This is a genomic window from Floricoccus penangensis, from assembly GCF_001832885.1.
Classification (GTDB): domain Bacteria; phylum Bacillota; class Bacilli; order Lactobacillales; family Streptococcaceae; genus Floricoccus; species Floricoccus penangensis.
On record NZ_MKIQ01000023.1, the window covers coordinates 115,580 to 132,129 of the forward strand.

16 protein-coding genes and 1 tRNA gene are annotated in these 16,550 nt (G+C 32.8%); 16 read left to right on the forward strand and 1 reads right to left on the reverse strand.

The window, feature by feature from the left end; all coding sequences use genetic code 11:
- Nucleotides 1–109: 109 nt before the first annotated feature.
- From BG262_RS03870 to BG262_RS03890, 6 genes are all read left to right on the forward strand, one after another.
- Nucleotides 110–1,609, forward strand: a complete 1,500-nt coding sequence (locus tag BG262_RS03870) for an AcpB/EbpR/MafR family transcriptional regulator (protein ID WP_070787568.1) — start codon at nt 110–112, stop codon at nt 1,607–1,609.
- A gap of 139 nt (nt 1,610–1,748) precedes the next feature.
- The gene (glpK, locus tag BG262_RS03875; protein WP_070787569.1) at nt 1,749–3,263 is read left to right on the forward strand and encodes a glycerol kinase GlpK; all 1,515 of its coding nucleotides are present in this window, start codon (nt 1,749–1,751) and stop codon (nt 3,261–3,263) included.
- A 1-nt stretch (nt 3,264) separates the two neighbouring features.
- Complete coding sequence (gene glpO / locus BG262_RS03880; RefSeq protein WP_070787570.1) at nt 3,265–5,091, forward strand: type 1 glycerol-3-phosphate oxidase; 1,827 nt, start codon at nt 3,265–3,267, stop codon at nt 5,089–5,091.
- A 12-nt stretch (nt 5,092–5,103) separates the two neighbouring features.
- Complete coding sequence (locus tag BG262_RS03885; RefSeq protein WP_070787571.1) at nt 5,104–5,808, forward strand: MIP/aquaporin family protein; 705 nt, start codon at nt 5,104–5,106, stop codon at nt 5,806–5,808.
- Between the two features lie 684 nt (nt 5,809–6,492).
- A complete protein-coding gene (locus tag BG262_RS11030; protein WP_083312888.1) occupies nt 6,493–6,711 on the forward strand; it encodes a transposase in 219 nt (72 codons plus the stop codon).
- A gap of 308 nt (nt 6,712–7,019) precedes the next feature.
- On the forward strand, nt 7,020–8,087 hold the full coding sequence (locus BG262_RS03890; RefSeq protein ID WP_070787572.1) for a hypothetical protein: 1,068 nt from the start codon (nt 7,020–7,022) through the stop codon (nt 8,085–8,087).
- 450 nt (nt 8,088–8,537) lie between these two features.
- Here the strand turns inward: BG262_RS03890 and BG262_RS03895 are convergent.
- Nucleotides 8,538–8,623, reverse strand: a tRNA-Leu gene (locus BG262_RS03895).
- Between the two features lie 154 nt (nt 8,624–8,777).
- On the opposite strand from BG262_RS03895, the gene BG262_RS03900 reads away from it, so the two are divergent.
- The 10 genes from BG262_RS03900 to BG262_RS03945 all read left to right on the forward strand — a co-directional run bounded on the left by BG262_RS03900 (nt 8,778) and on the right by BG262_RS03945 (nt 16,144).
- Complete coding sequence (locus tag BG262_RS03900) at nt 8,778–9,983, forward strand: argininosuccinate synthase (protein WP_070787573.1); 1,206 nt, start codon at nt 8,778–8,780, stop codon at nt 9,981–9,983.
- A gap of 5 nt (nt 9,984–9,988) precedes the next feature.
- Entirely contained in the window at nt 9,989–11,365 is a 1,377-nt protein-coding gene (argH, locus tag BG262_RS03905) for an argininosuccinate lyase (RefSeq protein ID WP_070787574.1), read from the forward strand.
- 95 nt (nt 11,366–11,460) lie between these two features.
- Nucleotides 11,461–11,808, forward strand: coding sequence for a ribonuclease P protein component (gene rnpA / locus BG262_RS03910; protein ID WP_070787575.1), 348 nt, complete (start codon nt 11,461–11,463; stop codon nt 11,806–11,808).
- Nucleotides 11,809–11,845: 37 nt separating this feature from the next.
- Nucleotides 11,846–12,619, forward strand: coding sequence for a YidC/Oxa1 family membrane protein insertase (locus tag BG262_RS03915; protein WP_158006640.1), 774 nt, complete (start codon nt 11,846–11,848; stop codon nt 12,617–12,619).
- Between the two features lie 41 nt (nt 12,620–12,660).
- A complete protein-coding gene (jag, locus tag BG262_RS03920) occupies nt 12,661–13,617 on the forward strand; it encodes an RNA-binding cell elongation regulator Jag/EloR (protein ID WP_070787577.1) in 957 nt (318 codons plus the stop codon).
- A gap of 158 nt (nt 13,618–13,775) precedes the next feature.
- Nucleotides 13,776–13,910 (forward strand): 50S ribosomal protein L34, encoded by a 135-nt coding sequence (gene rpmH / locus BG262_RS03925; RefSeq protein WP_070787578.1) that lies wholly within the window; start codon nt 13,776–13,778, stop codon nt 13,908–13,910.
- Nucleotides 13,911–14,121: 211 nt separating this feature from the next.
- A complete protein-coding gene (locus tag BG262_RS03930; RefSeq protein ID WP_070787579.1) occupies nt 14,122–15,039 on the forward strand; it encodes an aldo/keto reductase in 918 nt (305 codons plus the stop codon).
- 75 nt (nt 15,040–15,114) lie between these two features.
- Nucleotides 15,115–15,381 (forward strand): IreB family regulatory phosphoprotein, encoded by a 267-nt coding sequence (locus tag BG262_RS03935; RefSeq protein ID WP_070787580.1) that lies wholly within the window; start codon nt 15,115–15,117, stop codon nt 15,379–15,381.
- On the forward strand, nt 15,381–15,800 hold the full coding sequence (gene ruvX / locus BG262_RS03940; protein ID WP_070787581.1) for a Holliday junction resolvase RuvX: 420 nt from the start codon (nt 15,381–15,383) through the stop codon (nt 15,798–15,800). Before BG262_RS03935 ends, ruvX begins: the two co-directional genes overlap by 1 nt.
- 35 nt (nt 15,801–15,835) lie before the next feature.
- Entirely contained in the window at nt 15,836–16,144 is a 309-nt protein-coding gene (locus BG262_RS03945; protein WP_371827960.1) for a DUF1292 domain-containing protein, read from the forward strand.
- Nucleotides 16,145–16,550 lie beyond the last annotated feature (406 nt).

Sequence of the window (16,550 nt, forward strand, 5' to 3'; positions counted from 1 at the left end):
ATAGAGTCACGATGAAAATCGTGCTTTTTTTGTAAAAAGTTTCTCAGTTTATACTTTAATTAGTTTATAATTAATTTAATAAGTTACTAGTAACCATGAAGGAAAATATATGAAAATTGAAGAAATTATAGATAAGAAGGAGGCGCATAAAGTAGGTATTCTGCGTTATCTTTTACTAAATACAAACGTAAGTTTTGATAAACTTATGAAAGAAAGAAATTTATCTAAAAATACACTAAAGTTATATTTACAGGAAATTTGCGTACTGGGTGAAGAACTTAATAAGAAGCTAATTGTGAAACGTGAGGATGATTTCCTAAGTTTGGAGATGTCTGCGGATTTAAATTTAGATATTATTATTACTCATTACATTCTTGATAGCATTGAATTTAAAATATTAAACTATCTTTTATATCATCAGAAGTTTTCAATCATTCAATTAACCAGAGAACTTTCAATCAGTGAGTCATCAGTCTTTCGCAAAATAAAAAGAATTAATTTTTTGCTAGAGGAGTTTGGTATTTCAATAAAAAATGGACGATTAATTGGTGAAGAGCTACAAGTTCGATATTTTTATTTTCTTATGTATGAATATCTGATTAAAAATAATCAAAGTTTCGCAATAAATCATAAAAAATATGGTCAAATTAGTACTCAAGCTAGGGGATTGATTGGGGCATTAGCAATTGATATAAGTAGAAGCGCAGAAATTTCACTGCAAATTTGGCTTGAGATATCTAGGCTACGCCAAAATTCTAAACAAGGTCGGAAAAATAACCTAGTCAAAAAAAGTCGTCTTTTTCAAAAAGACAAATTGTATAAAGATATTTATACTTTTATGACAGATTATTTTGTTAGTAGTTCTGAGTATGACTTTAATTTTGAAAGTATGAGTATATACGCCTTTGTCAGTGCTCTGCCAATAATGAATGAAGATAGACATTACTATTATGATCTTATGCGTAGTAAAAGGTTGCCTACCGCCATGCATGACGTATACATTAGAGAGTACATCTTGCAACATTACAGTTCTAAAAGAATCTCCTTGAATTTGGAAAAACAGATAGGATATCAGCTGTCCCAAACAAACAGTAGATTATATTTCTTTAAAGGGTACCTACAAAAATATGAATGGGAAAATTTAATCAAAAAAGAAACGAAGCTCTTGAGCCATAATCTATTTAAGCTTGCAAAATCATTACAAAAGGTCGTTTTAGAGCAAATCGGAATTGATTATGATGAAAGTGAAACATCTGACCTACAAAATTTCCTTTTAATAAGTTACATAAATATTCTTTCCATAATTGATTTTCATATTGCTGAGATTATAAATATAGGGATTGTGGAGGAGAGCCTCCCTGTATATGGTCCAAATTATTATCAGTATCTTTTTAGGACATTGACATCAGCTGTTAAAGGTATTCAAGTTGAGAAATACGAGAAGAGAAATAAGTACGATTTAGTAATTACAACTAATCCCAAAATTACCATAAAAGAAGATGAGAAATTATATCTTCTGTCGGAATTTGAAAGTAATTATGATTTAGCAATGATCAAAAAAATAATAGAAGAAAGAAAAACAGAAAAAAACATCTTATCTAAACCATGATTCTTAAAGGGAAATTTGCAAAAACTGTCAGAAATTGACCACGATTATAAGTTATTGATTGTAAAAGTTGCATTAAAACATATATTATAAGTTTATAGAAAACGTTTACAAAAATATGTTGATCAAAAAGGAGAAGATTATGCCAGAAGGAACATACATCATGGCTATTGACCAAGGAACTACAAGCTCACGTGCTATCATTTACGATAAAAAGGGCAAGCAAGTTTCGAGTTCACAAAAGGAATTTACTCAGTACTTTCCACAAGAAGGATGGGTTGAGCACAATGCCAATGAAATTTGGAATTCAGTCCAATCTGTAATTGCCGGATCATTTATTGAATCTGGTATTAAACCAGAACAGATTGCTGGTATTGGGATTACTAATCAGCGTGAAACAACAGTTGTTTGGGAAAAAGACACAGGTCGTCCAATTTACAATGCGATTGTTTGGCAATCACGCCAATCAGCAGGAATTGCTAATCAGTTAAAGAAAGATGGCTATGAAGACTTCTTCCATAAAAAAACAGGTTTAGTAATAGATGCTTATTTCTCAGCAACTAAAGTTAGATGGATTTTAGATAATGTTGAAGGTGCTCAAGAAAGAGCGGAGAAAGGCGAGTTGCTTTTTGGAACAATAGATACATGGCTTGTTTGGAAACTAACTGATGGTGGATCACACGTTACTGACTATTCAAATGCAAGTCGTACAATGATGTTTAATATCAATGACTTGGAATGGGATAAGGAAATATTAGAACTGTTAAATATTCCTGAAGTAATGCTTCCAAAAGTTGCCTCTAACTCAGAAATATATGGCTATACTCAAGGATATCACTTCTTTGGAAGTGAAGTTCCAATCTCAGGTATGGCAGGAGATCAACAAGCAGCATTGTTTGGACAAATGGCATTTGATCCAGGTATGGTGAAAAATACATACGGAACAGGATCTTTCATTGTTATGAATACAGGTGAAAAACCACAATATTCAAAACATAAATTACTTACAACTATTGGTTATGGAATAAATGGAAAAGTTTATTATGCACTTGAAGGTAGTATATTTGTTGCAGGTTCTTCAATTCAATGGTTGAGAGATGGGATTCATATGGTTGAAAAAGCAAGCGACTCAGAAGACGCTGCTAAAAAATCAACGAATGATGATGAAGTTTATGTAGTACCTGCATTTGTAGGTCTAGGAGCTCCATATTGGGATCAAGAAGCACGTGGTGCAATGTTTGGTCTTACACGTGGTACAACAGAAAATGATATAATAAAGGCTACTTTACAATCAATTGCTTACCAAGTAAGAGATGTAATTGATACTATGGAAGAAGATACTGGTATTGCAATTCCTGTTCTTAAAGTTGATGGTGGAGCAGCAAATAATAGTTATCTAATGCAGTTCCAATCAGATATTTTAGATGTTCCTGTACAAAAAGCAGGAGATCTCGAAACCACAGCATTAGGGGCAGCATTCTTAGCGGGTCTTGCAGTTGGATACTGGAAAGATATTGATGAAATTAGAGAATTTTATGCAGTAGGTAAAATGTTCGAATCAGATATGGATGACGAACGTAGAAATAATTTATATGGTGGTTGGAAACGTGCAGTTAAAGCCACTCAAACATTTACAAATTTAAAGGAAGAGGATTAAAATGGAATTTTCAAAAAAATCAAGAAAGAACACAATTAAAAGCCTTCAAGAAGAAGAATTAGATTTACTAGTAATCGGTGGGGGTATCACTGGTGCAGGTGTTGCACTTCAGGCTTCTGCTGCAGGTATTAAAACTGGATTAATTGAAATGCAGGACTTTGCTGAAGGAACATCATCACGCTCTACAAAGCTAGTTCATGGTGGAATCCGTTACCTTAAAAACTTTGATGTAGAAGTTGTGGCAGATACAGTAAGTGAACGCGCGGTGGTTCAACAAGTTGCGCCTCATATTCCTAAACCAGACCCAATGCTTCTACCTCTATATGACGATGAAGGAGCAACAACATTCAACATGTTCTCAGTCAAAGTTGCTATGGACATCTATGACCGTCTTGCAGGAGTTGAAAATTCTGCATTTGCAAATTACACTTTGACACCAGAAGAAGTTCTTGAACGCGAACCTTATATTAAAAAAGAAGGTCTTCTAGGTGCAGGAGTTTACTTGGATTTCCGTAACAATGATGCCCGTTTAGTAATTGATAACGTAAAAAAAGCAGTTGAGGACGGTGCACTTGCAGTAAGTAAAATGAAAGTTATTGGTTTTACTTATGATGAAAACCAAAAAATTAACGGTGTTAAGGCGCGTGATTTATTAACAGATGAAGTTATTGAAATCAAGGCAAAACTTGTCATTAATACAAGTGGACCTTGGGTAGATAAAGTTCGCACACTTAACTTTACACGTGCAGTACGACCAATGATGCGTCCAACCAAAGGTGTTCACTTAGTAGTTGATGCGGCAAAACTTCCAGTACCACAACCAACATATTTTGATACAGGTAAACATGATGGAAGAATGGTCTTTGCAATCCCAAGAGAAAACAAAACATACTTTGGTACAACTGACACTGATTATAAAGGTGACTTTGCAGAACCAAAAGTGACTCAAGATGATGTTGATTACTTACTTGAAGTAATTAATTTCCGTTACCCAGAAGCAAATATCACAATCAATGACATTGAATCAAGCTGGGCTGGTCTTCGTCCATTACTAGGAGGAAATGCTGGTTCTGACTACAATGGTGGTGATAATGGTACAATTTCAGATAAAAGTTTTAATGATGTTTTAGATGCAGTTGTAGCTTACAAAGAAGATAAAATCTCTCGTGAAGATGTTGAAAATGTTCTTAACCATCTAGAAAATAGTCGTGGGGAAAAAGAACTATCTCCATCTCAAGTATCACGTGGTTCATTATTAGAACAAGAAGAAGATGGCTTAATTACACTTGCTGGTGGTAAAATTACTGACTACCGTAAAATGGCAGAAGGTGCATTAGAATTAATCCGCACAATTTTAGCTGATCAATATAACGAAACATTTAAAGAAGTTGATTCAAAAAGATATGCGATTTCTGGTGGTGAATTTGATAATACAAAAGTAACTGAAACAGTTGCTAAAAATGCTAAGGTAGGAATTGAAGCAGGACTTTCAGAAGAAGAAGCAACTTATATTGCTGATTTTTATGGAATGAATTCATTGAAAATCTTTGCTTTAGCTAAAGAAATTGAAGCATATCCAGGTTTGACACTAGCTGAGTCAGCACGACTTCGCTATGGACTCGATGAAGAAATTGTACTTGCTCCCGCTGACTACTTTATGCGACGTACAAATCATATTCTTTTCCAAAGAGATAGTCTTGATGATTTGATTCAACCAGTAGTTGATGTAATGGCTGAATATCTAGAATGGAATGATGAACAAAAATCTAGTGCATTAGCTGAACTTGACGAGGTTATATCTGAATCAGATTTATCTTATTTAAAATAAGGAGAGAATAAGATGCATGAAATTTTAGGTGAATTTTTAGGGACAATGTTTTTAGTACTTCTAGGTGATGGAGTATGTGCAGCAGTTAATCTTAAAAAAAGTAAGGCAGAAGGTTCAGGCTGGATTGTAATTGCCTTTGGATGGGCAATGGCAGTAACAATGGCTGTATATATGTCAGGTTTCTTAGGACCTGCACATCTAAATCCTGCTGTAACAATTGCAATGGCAATGACAGGTGCAATTAGTTATGGTCAAGTTGTTCCATTTATCTTAGCTCAAATGTTAGGTGCGTTTCTAGGTGCAGTTCTTGTATGGCTTGCTTACCGTCCTTTATGGAATGAAACAAAGGATCAAGGGGCAATCCTTGGAACATTTGCAACCGGTCCTGCCGTTAGAGATTATCCAGCAAACGTTGTGACTGAAGCAATTGGAACGTTTGTACTAGTATTTGGATTACTAGCATTTGGACGTAATAATTTTGCAGATGGACTTAATGTCTTTGCAGTAGGTGGGTTAATTCTAGCTTTAGGTTTATCACTTGGTGGACCAACAGGGTACGCATTAAATCCAGCACGTGATTTAGGCCCTCGTATTGCTCATCAAGTACTACCAATAGCAAATAAAGGTGATTCTGATTGGGCATACTCTTGGGTGCCAATCGTTGGACCAATCATTGGAGCAGTTTTAGCAGCATTAATATTTGGTATGATTCCATAAAAAACAAAAACAAAAATGGATCTCTTAATAAGAGTCCATTTTTGTTTTTGTTATATGGTAATTTCTAGTATGGGTGGTTAAAAACCATTCACACTTTTTTGATATAAATAAAAAAACGTATGACTCTCTGTTAGAATAGTTAATAACCACAAAAACATTCCACAGGAGAAAAGGCATATGCTCAATAACTATTCTCTCAGAAATATAATAAGAATTGAAGATCCTATATTATTTTTTACTGGTGAGATTACTAATCAATTAAGAATGTTAATTGTACTTGTGTACTTGCATCATTAACTAGACTATCTCAAAGGTGTGAATGCAAGACTGATAAGAGGAACTGGATTAAACACGGATACTTCACCTCTGATATTCTACTTACTCCTACATTCAAATATAAAACATATCTAAAATCAAAGAAATATAGATACAAATGTAAAAGATATGGTGCTACTAAAACAGGCGAAACTAATATTGTTATGAAAAACTGTCAGGTATAGCAAGCTGTTAAATACTATATTGTGATTGATTTAAAAGATAAGAAATCAATTAAGGACATTGCTAAAGATAATCTCATTTTATAGAGTTCAAATCTTACTACAAAATTACTAGAACATCTTCTCATACCTTCTTGAGGTAGTCCATTTTGATGAATTCAGGGTAACTAAAGACTATAAATCTTCTATGGCTTTTATCTATATGGTTGGAGTGACAAGATTTAAAACTGTATTTAAGACCTTTAGAAGATTTAATGATGATATACAAAACGCAAAATTACTTCCTTACAATAATGGTAGACTTGAAGACATGAACAACAATATTAAAGTAGTAAAGAGAATATCTTATAGCTATACGAACTTTAATAACTTTAAGAGAAGAATAATGATTGTACAAGGGATCTAACTTTCTAAACAAAAAAGTAGCACGGTTATCGTGCTACTCAAACTTCTATAACTAAGCAGATATTTTATACAACCACAACAGTTGGCAAAGAGTATGTTATAATCATTTGAAATTACTGCTCAAACTAGATGCAGCAACATTTGGTCAATGAATCTTATAGTTTACAAATAAAAGAAAAGTAAACTATTTCTAAAAAAATTGTAATTTACATTATTTCAGTAATTTATCAACTAGATATGAGTTTAGAACTGTAATTGTTCCAGAAAAAGTGTAGAATGGAAAACATATTATATAAAAAGGAGAAAAATTTGAGAATATACAGTAAATCGGTAATTATACTTATTTTCTTACTTTTTTCTTTAATGATTAAAGTAGGTAATGGGAATGCTGAGGAAATAAATTCTAAGAATTATTATGAATATACTATCAGAACTCAAGATGATTTAGATAAACTTGTTATAGATGATAAACTTGTAAAAGGAGATATTTTATTTGATTTATCTGAAGATGTGGTTTTTCCTAGGAACAAGGAATATATATTAGATAAACCTCTAAAATGGTATTTTAGTCCTAATAAGAATGCTAGAACTATAAATTTTAATTATTCAAAAATTAAAATAAAAAGCAGTGGATACTTTAATTGGTATCTTAAAGAAGATATGAATTTATCTTATAAAAATTTAACTATTACTGGTTCAGTATCGAATGAAAAATACGATTTTGGAGGCTTTAATGCAATGTTGTTGAAAGTGAAAAATTCTAAATTTCAAAATTTAACATTTAACCAAGCTCTTGCCAAAGGAAGTCATATTTTTGATTTATCTAATTGTTCTTTTAATACTTTTGATAAAATCGGTGTTTATGGATATGGTGTTCAAAATGAAGATGATATAAAATCTATTGAAAGCAAAAGTAAGGATCTTTTGAAAGAACCTTTGCATGATTTATTTGCGGAAGCAATTCAATTTGATATTGGTGCATCTGATGGTGCTTTTGGAACAGGTGATAAATTAATTTCAAAAGTTTTATTTTTTGAAGATGTAGAAAATGATAAGTATGGAATTACAAATAATATTGAAGTGAAAAACTCTATGTTTTTACCATACGTAGGTAAAAACGGAGATGATAAATTAGTAATTTCGAAGTATGGATCAAGTATCGGAAGTCATACAGGATATGATATAAATAATATTATTATTCTAGATAATGTATTTCAAAATATAATTTATCCATTAAATAAACCAGCAACGGGTTTTGAAAAAATTTATTATCCAATTCATTTTTTAAAACCTAGTAAGAATATAGAATTAAGAAATAATGTATTTATAGCAACGAAAGGCGTAGAAATAATAGATGGAATTATTAATTATGATTGATTGGCTCGTCTAAAGAGTATTGAAATGCACGGCATAATAATTAGGGAGTACGTATAAGTTATTCTTCTTAAGGATTTTATTATATAAATTAGTAAAAATTAATTAATAGAATGTTTTTATAGACATATGATTGAGTCTTACATATTTATGTGGACTTTTTTTTACCGACTGCTGAATATTTTCAAAGGAGTATATACAGAAAATAAAGGGTAATCTGAAAGTTCAAATGTTACTCGTAATGTTTACGGTCATATTAATAAGGATAAACAAGAAGAAGTAATTAAAGAATTATATGATTTTAATAACTTCAAAACTCATGATATTGAAGTTGATGAAATAAATAAAACAACAAAAAAAGGTAACAAGATTATACAACTCGTTACCAACACGTTACCAAATGGGGAAAAGAAATTATCTGTCGAAAAATAAAAGCTCTAAACCCTCGATATATGCGGAGAAAGGGACTTGAACCCTCACGACCTAAAGCGGTCACAGGATCCTTAGTCCTGCGCGTCTGCCAATTCCGCCATCTCCGCTGACAAGATATATTATATCATCTCTTGTTTTAGTTGGCAAGATTATAATAATGAATAAAAAAAAATTTTTTTGCATATTTATGCTTGACTAATGAATAAAAATGCATTAATATAAAATGCATATGAATAAATATACTGAAAAGAGGATAGGGAAATGAGTAAAGAAAAAGTAATTTTAGCATATTCGGGTGGTTTAGATACATCGGTAGCAATAAAGTGGTTGGCTGAAAAATATGATGTAATAGCAGTTTGTATGGATGTTGGTGAAGGTAAGGATTTGGATTTTATTCACGATAAAGCTTTAACGGTAGGTGCAATTGATTCTAAAGTAATCAATGTTAAAGATGAGTTTGCAGAGCAATATGTATTGCCTGCCTTACAAGGTCATGCATATTATGAACAAAAATATCCATTAGTATCTGCCTTGTCGCGTCCTTTAATCTCTAAAAAACTAGTTGAAGTTGCCCATGAATACGGAGCAACAACAATAGCTCACGGATGTACAGGGAAAGGAAATGATCAGGTTCGTTTCGAAGTAGCTATTGCTGCCCTAGATCCCAATCTTAAAGTAGTTGCTCCAGTTCGTGAGTGGAAATGGTCTAGAGAAGAAGAGATTAATTATGCAAAAGAAAACGGTATACCAGTTCCAGCTCAGCTGGATAGCCCTTATTCAGTTGACCAAAATCTTTGGGGACGTGCAAATGAATGTGGTGTTCTTGAGAATCCGTGGACTGAAGCGCCTGAAGACGCTTATGGGATAACTAAGTCAATTGTGGATGCACCAGATGAACCAGAATATATTGAAATTGAATTTAACGGTGGAGTTCCTGTAAAATTAAATAATGAAGAACTTAAACTTGCTGATTTAATTCAAAAACTTAATAATATTGCAGGTGTTCATGGAATTGGACGTATTGACCATGTAGAAAATAGACTTGTTGGTATAAAATCACGTGAGATTTATGAATGTCCAGCTGCCGTAACTTTATTGACAGCCCATAAGGAAATCGAAGATATCACACTCGTGCGTGATGTTGCACATTTTAAACCTATTATTGAAAATGAATTTTCAAATCTTATTTATAATGGTTTGTGGTTTAATCCAGCAACAGACAGTCTAATTGCCTATATCAAACAGACACAAAAAGTAGTTAATGGGACTGCGCGTGTTAGATTATTTAAAGGTACGGCCGCAGTTGTAGGAAGAAAATCGCCAAATTCTTTATATGATGAGAATCTAGCAACTTATACAAGCTCTGATACATTTGATCAAGATGCTGCAGTTGGTTTCATCAAACTTTGGGGACTACCTACAAAAGTAAATGCAGAAGTACAAGCAAAACAAAAAGATAAGGATTAGGATATATGGTAGAAAAGCTTTGGGGCGGACGTTTTGAAGAATCTGTTTCTGATTGGGTTGAAGAGTTCGGAGCATCAATTTCATTTGATCAAAAAATGGCTCGTCAAGATTTACAAGGTAGCCTTGCCCATGTTACCATGCTAGCTAAAACTGGGATTTTGACTGAGGCAGAAGCTGAGAAAATCAAAGATGGAATTAAAGCAGTTGAAGAAAAATATGAAGCGGGGCAAATTGAGTTTACTGTAGCTAATGAAGACGTCCATATGAACATGGAGAGTTATCTACACGACCAAATTGGTCCAGTTGCAGGTAAGCTCCACACAGCCCGTAGTCGTAACGATCAAGTAGCGACAGACATGCATTTGTATTTACGTGATACATTGGACCTAACAATCGAAAAACTTCACACTCTTAGAACAACACTAGTTAAAATTTCTGAAGAACATATCGAAACTATTATGCCAGGTTATACCCATCTTCAGCATGCTCAACCAATTTCATTTGCTCACCACCTAATGGCTTATTATCAAATGCTAACAAGAGATACAGAGCGCTTTACCTTTAATTTAAAACATACAAATATTTCACCATTAGGTGCAGCGGCACTAGCTGGTACAACCTTTCCTATTGATAGAAAATTAACGGCAGATCTTTTAGATTTTACTGGACCATATGAAAATTCTTTAGATGCAGTGAGTGATAGAGATTTTATTCTAGAGTTTTTGAGTAACTCCAGCATCTTAATGATGCATTTAAGTCGCTTCTGTGAAGAAATTATTCTTTGGTGTAGCAATGAGTTCAAGTTCATCAGCCTATCTGATAGTTTTTCAACAGGCTCTAGTATCATGCCACAAAAGAAAAATCCTGATATGGCGGAACTTATCAGAGGTAAAACAGGTCGTGTATATGGAGATTTAGTGGGGCTTTTGACGGTTATGAAGTCACTTCCTTTGGCTTATAATAAAGATCTTCAAGAAGATAAAGAAGGCATGTTTGATACAGCAAAAACAATATTAACTTCATTGGATGTTATGAATGGAATGCTTAACACTATGATAATCAACGAAGATATTATGGAAGAAGCAACAAAATCTGATTTTTCAAATGCAACAGAGCTCGCTGATTATCTTGCTGCAAAAGGTCTTCCTTTTAGAGAGGCTCATGAAATTGTAGGGAAATTAGTCCTTGAATGTACAAAGCAAGGTTACTATTTACAAGATGTCCCTCTGAAGCGTTATCAGGAACTATCTAATTTAATTGAATCTGATATTTATCAGTATTTAGATTCAAAGACGGCAGTCGGTAGACGTAATTCTTATGGAGGAACTGGTTTTGAAGCGATTAAGGAACAAATACAGGTAGCGAAAGAATCGCTTTTATAAAAAATAATGCCTAAAGATGTACAGTCTATATACGTTTTTAGGCTTTTATGTTATAATCTGATAGATTGAATGTAGTCTAGTAAAGTGAGGATCCAATGAAAAAATCATATAGAATTAAGAGTTCCCAAGATTTTCAGAGGATTTTAGGAAAAAAAGATACTTTTGCTAATAGAAAATTTGTTATATACAAAGATGAAACTTCTGAAAAACATTACCGTGTTGGGATATCTGTGGGAAAAAAAATCGGTAATGCAGTTACTAGAAATCGAGTGAAACGCTTAGTTCGCCACTCTTTGATGGAATTTTCACCAAACATTGAGAGCTTTGATTTTCTAGTTATAGTTCGTGTAGGTGTTGAGGATCTAGATTTTACTGAAATCAAAAAAAATCTAAAGCATGCTTTGAAACATGCAGAAATTTATAGAGACGGAGATTTAAGTTAGTTTGAAAAGAAAATTAGCTGCTGCATCAAGCTTATTGATGGTTTTAGTTCTTTCAGGGTGTGGTCGAAGTGATATTACAGCTTCTTCATCAGGTTTATGGGACAAATTTGTTTATATATTTGCAGAAATCATTAGATTTTTATCGCTTAATGGTTCAACTGGAATTGGTATTATTTTATTTACTCTTTTAATTCGTATAGCTCTCTTGCCATTGATGCATATGCAAATCAAGTCATCACGTACAATGCAAGACTTGCAACCTGAGATTAAAAAAATACAAGCTAAGTATCCTGGTAAAGATGCCGAAAGTAGAAGACTTCTTTCAGAAGAAACACAAGCCCTTTATTCAGAACATAATGCAAATCCTATGATTGGCTGTCTTCCGTTGCTGGTTCAAATGCCAATTTTGATGGCCTTATATCAAGCATTAACAAGGGTTGATTTTCTTCGTAGTGGTCACTTCTTATGGCTTGATATCGCTAAACCAGATCCGTACTTTATCTTACCAGTCCTTGCTGCCTTATTTACTTTCCTAAGTTCTTGGCTAAATATGAAATCAATGCCTGAAAAAAATACAATGACAACAACTATGACATATTTTATGCCTCTGTTCATTTTATTCACTTCATTGAATTTAGCAAGCGGGGTAACTCTATACTGGACAGTGTCAAATGCATTCCAAGTATTCCAAACATTGCTTCTAAACAATCCTTTTAAAATAGAGGAAGAGAGAAAAGCTAAAGAACAATCTGAAAAAGATAAGGTCAAGGCTCGTGAAAAAGCAATTAAGAAAGCTAAAAAGAAAAAATAAGTTTGAAGTTTATGCAAAAATAAATTTTGAAGGAGTATATTATGGTTGTTTTTACTGGTGAAACTGTAGAAAAAGCGATTGAACGAGGGTTAGCGAGACTTGGTGTCAGTCGTGAAAAGGTTCATATTGAAATTGAACAACATGAGAAAAAAGGATTTTTAGGATTCGGTGTTAAACGTGCTCGTGTCAATATTGATATCATTAGTGAAGAAACACAATTAAAAGCTGACAGACTTGCTATTCGTGGAACTAATCGAACAACACTTGGTGGTCAAGAAATAAAGAGTTCAAAAGAAGCAACTGTAGAATTAAGCAAGGTGATTAAGGCTGTCCGTCAAGCAGAAAAAGAGGCTGGACAATTATTATCTGATAAAGAAAAACAATCAATTCTTGCGGGTTCAAGTAATTTAAAGGAAGAAGATTCTATAGTTTCCGAGGAAGTTACTACAGATATTGGTGATACAGATAAGAATGAAATTTTACCAGATTTACCAGTTTCTGTATTAGAAGTAGAGCAAAAATCTACTTCTAATCAAAAAACTCAGCCAAGTGATGTTTCTAAAATATCTAAATATCTATCTGATATTACAAAAGAGATGGGAATTCCGACTTCAGTACAGTCGTATTACGATGAAGAACTAGACAATATTGTCTTTAATTTAACTTCGGAGCAAGACGGTCTTTTAATTGGGAAACATGGAAAAATTTTGCAAAGTTTACAATTAATAGCCCAAGCATATGCTAGTACCTTGTTTGATAACTATCTAAAGATAACAGTAGATGTTGCAGGTTATCTTGATAAACGTCAAGCTTTTCTAAAATCACTAGCAAGGAATGCAATTGAGAAAGCGAAAAAAGGTGAAACAGCATATATTAATGATTTGCAATCTTTTGAGAGAAAAATGATCCATTCAATGGTTTCGAAAGAACCAGGGATTAGTAGTCACTCAGAAGGTCAAGATTCACGAAGATATATAGTCGTTCGCAAAGAATATTAGGATGAAAGAGGAGTCATTTTTCCTTTTTCACAAATTTATGATAAGTATAGGTTGACAAAAGGCTACTATATGTATTAAAATAGTTTGGTATGTTTAGTATTCGAACAAGTAAAGCCTAGGCTAGACATAAATAGAATAAAACAGGAGGATCTTTCAAAATGAAACGTACTTATCAACCAAGTAAACGTAAACGTCAAAAGACACATGGTTTCCGTAAACGTATGTCTACTAAGAACGGACGTCGCGTATTAGCATCTCGTCGTCGTAAAGGACGTGCAGTTATTTCTGCATAATATTATAAAAAAATCGTAAAGCGAACTCGAGCGCTTACGATTTTTTTGTTGAGTTATATTTCTATGTTAAAATATATATTATTACATGAAACCAATTAGGAGGAGAGTTATCGCTAAACTAGCTATTTAGCTAAAAACTTAATCTGAGGGATTCTTAAGTGTAATGATAAACAACCTTATATGTTCAACTATAAAGAAGTTGGGAGAAGTTATGAAAAAAATAAAGATAAAAAATACAGATTTAGAAGTCTCTAATCTTATATTAGGGTGTATGCGGATTAATCAGGAAGACCGAAATCCTCAAAAAGTAATTGAAACAGCATATAATAATGGGATAAATTTTTTTGATCATGCTGATATATATGGCAGAGGTGAATGCGAATCTATTTTTGCTGAAGCATTTGCTAAGACAAATATAAATCGTTCGCAGATTTACTTGCAATCGAAACTCGGAATTGTTCCAGGGATAATGTTTGATCAATCTAAAGAGCATATTTTAAATTCCACTGATAAAATTCTTAATCGATTAAATACAGATTACTTAGATACACTACTTATTCATAGACCAGATGTTTTTGTTGAACCAGAGGAAGTTGCCGAGGCATTTTATATTTTGAAAAAATCGGGCAAAGTAAAATACTTTGGCGTTTCAAATCATAAGAAAAGTCAAATTGAACTTTTAAAGACAGCAGTAAAAGAATCGCTTGTCATTAATCAGCTTCAGTTTGGCCTTAAACACACAGAAATGCTTGATTCAGGTCTGAATGTAAATATGCATAATGATGCTTCTATTGACCGTGACGATAGCATTTGGGATTATTCACGTATTGAAGGTATGACAATTCAAGCATGGTCTCCATTTCAATATGGACATTTTGAAGGTATATTTATTGGAAATGAAAAGTTTCCAAATTTGAATAGAAAATTAGTTGAAGTAGCAGAAAAATATAATACGAGTCCAACTGCTATTGCATATGCATGGATAAATAGTCACCCAGCAAATGTTCAAACTATTATTGGAACAATGAATCCTAAGAGAATTGAAGAAATTGCAGTAGCCTCAGATATAGTACTTTCTCGGGAAGAATGGTACTCATTATATATTGCTGCGGGTAATGTGTTGCCATAGCAAAGTAAGATAATTTGAAAATATATTCAAAATGTCTTATAATTGTGTAAATAACTATAAGAAAGAGGTGAGTTTTTGGGATTTACAGATGAAACAGTTCGCTTCGAATTTGAAGATTCAAGCAAAGAGGAAATTGGAGCTACACTTGTTACTGTATATAAAGCTCTAGAAGAAAAAGGTTATAGCCCTATTAATCAAATGGTAGGTTATGTATTATCAGGAGATCCTGCTTATATACCTCGCCATAATGATGCTAGAAACTTAATTCGTAGATTTGATAGAGATGATATCGTTGAAGAATTAATAAAATCATACTTGAAAGATCAAGGTGCAGAAATCTAATGGAAAGAATTCTAGGACTTGATGTAGGAAGTAAAACGGTTGGTGTTGCTGTGAGTGACTTATTGGGAATAACTGCTCAAGGGCTTGAAATCATAAAGATTGATGAGGAGTCCGGCGAGTTTGGTTTGGAACGAATGGATGAGCTTGTAAAAGAGAATAAACCTGGTCGTTTTGTATTAGGTCTTCCGAAAAACATGAATAACACTTTGGGTCCGAGAGCAGAGGCAAGCCAAAAGTATGGCAAACTTCTCGAAGAAAGATATAATTTACCGGTAGAGTATCAAGATGAGCGTTTGTCAACGGTAGAAGCCGAAAGAATGTTAATATCAAATGATACAAGTAGGAATAAACGCAAAAAAGTAATCGATAAATTAGCAGCAGTTTTAATTCTGCAAAATTATTTAGAGATACATAGATAACATATAAATAAAAAAACAGAAAAGAAGAGGGATAAATTATGACTGAACATAATCACGATCACAACCATGATGACATTGAACTAGTAACGCTTTATGATGAAAATGGAGATGAAGTGTTATATGAAGTTTATTTAGAAATTGAAGCTCAAAAAGAATTTGGCAAAGACTACATTCTTCTTGTTCCACATGAACTAAATGAAGATGATGAAGCTTTAATTTTACCTTATGCAATTGAAAAAGATGAGAATGGTGAAGAAATTATTGTACCAATCTCTGAAGATTCAGATGCAGAATGGAATATGATTGAAGAAGTATTCAATTCGATTGTTGAAGAAGAACAATAAAATTTAAAAAATAAAATTACAAAAATACGAACTATAAAAATATCGAGTAGAACAAATTCGATATATAGTTCGTATTTTATTTTAAAATTACCTCAATGTTTAAATTGTAAAAAGTAAAAATCGAACTAAGTAGTATTGAGAAGTGAAAAGATTAAAAATAAGATTGTTAAAAATTTAAAAAAGTTATTGACAAACAAATGTGGGGATGATAAGATAATAACACTGTCAAGGACGAAACAGTCAACGAAAAAAAACTTGTGAAAAAAGTTTTAAAAAGTAGTTGACAAAGATAAAGTCTGATGATAGAATAATGAAGTTGTCTCGAGAGAGCGACAAGTCGAAATAACTGGTTGTTAAAAAAACTTTAAAAAAGTAGTTGACAACGATTCGCGGTTATGATAGACTA

Excerpts from the sequence above, each read along its gene's own strand:
- glpO (WP_070787570.1), top strand. The coding sequence starts at position 3,265 with ATGGAATTTTCAAAAAAATCAAGAAAGAACACAATTAAAAGCCTTCAA.
- glpK (WP_070787569.1), top strand. The coding sequence starts at position 1,749 with ATGCCAGAAGGAACATACATCATGGCTATTGACCAAGGAACTACAAGC.
- rnpA (WP_070787575.1), top strand. The coding sequence starts at position 11,461 with ATGAAAAAATCATATAGAATTAAGAGTTCCCAAGATTTTCAGAGGATT.
- ruvX (WP_070787581.1), top strand. The coding sequence starts at position 15,381 with ATGGAAAGAATTCTAGGACTTGATGTAGGAAGTAAAACGGTTGGTGTT.
- BG262_RS11030 (WP_083312888.1), top strand. The coding sequence starts at position 6,493 with ATGGCTTTTATCTATATGGTTGGAGTGACAAGATTTAAAACTGTATTT.
- BG262_RS03900 (WP_070787573.1), top strand. The coding sequence starts at position 8,778 with ATGAGTAAAGAAAAAGTAATTTTAGCATATTCGGGTGGTTTAGATACA.
- BG262_RS03885 (WP_070787571.1), top strand. The coding sequence starts at position 5,104 with ATGCATGAAATTTTAGGTGAATTTTTAGGGACAATGTTTTTAGTACTT.
- rpmH (WP_070787578.1), top strand. The coding sequence starts at position 13,776 with ATGAAACGTACTTATCAACCAAGTAAACGTAAACGTCAAAAGACACAT.
- BG262_RS03930 (WP_070787579.1), top strand. The coding sequence starts at position 14,122 with ATGAAAAAAATAAAGATAAAAAATACAGATTTAGAAGTCTCTAATCTT.
- BG262_RS03870 (WP_070787568.1), top strand. The coding sequence starts at position 110 with ATGAAAATTGAAGAAATTATAGATAAGAAGGAGGCGCATAAAGTAGGT.
- jag (WP_070787577.1), top strand. The coding sequence starts at position 12,661 with ATGGTTGTTTTTACTGGTGAAACTGTAGAAAAAGCGATTGAACGAGGG.
- BG262_RS03915 (WP_158006640.1), top strand. The coding sequence starts at position 11,846 with ATGGTTTTAGTTCTTTCAGGGTGTGGTCGAAGTGATATTACAGCTTCT.
- argH (WP_070787574.1), top strand. The coding sequence starts at position 9,989 with ATGGTAGAAAAGCTTTGGGGCGGACGTTTTGAAGAATCTGTTTCTGAT.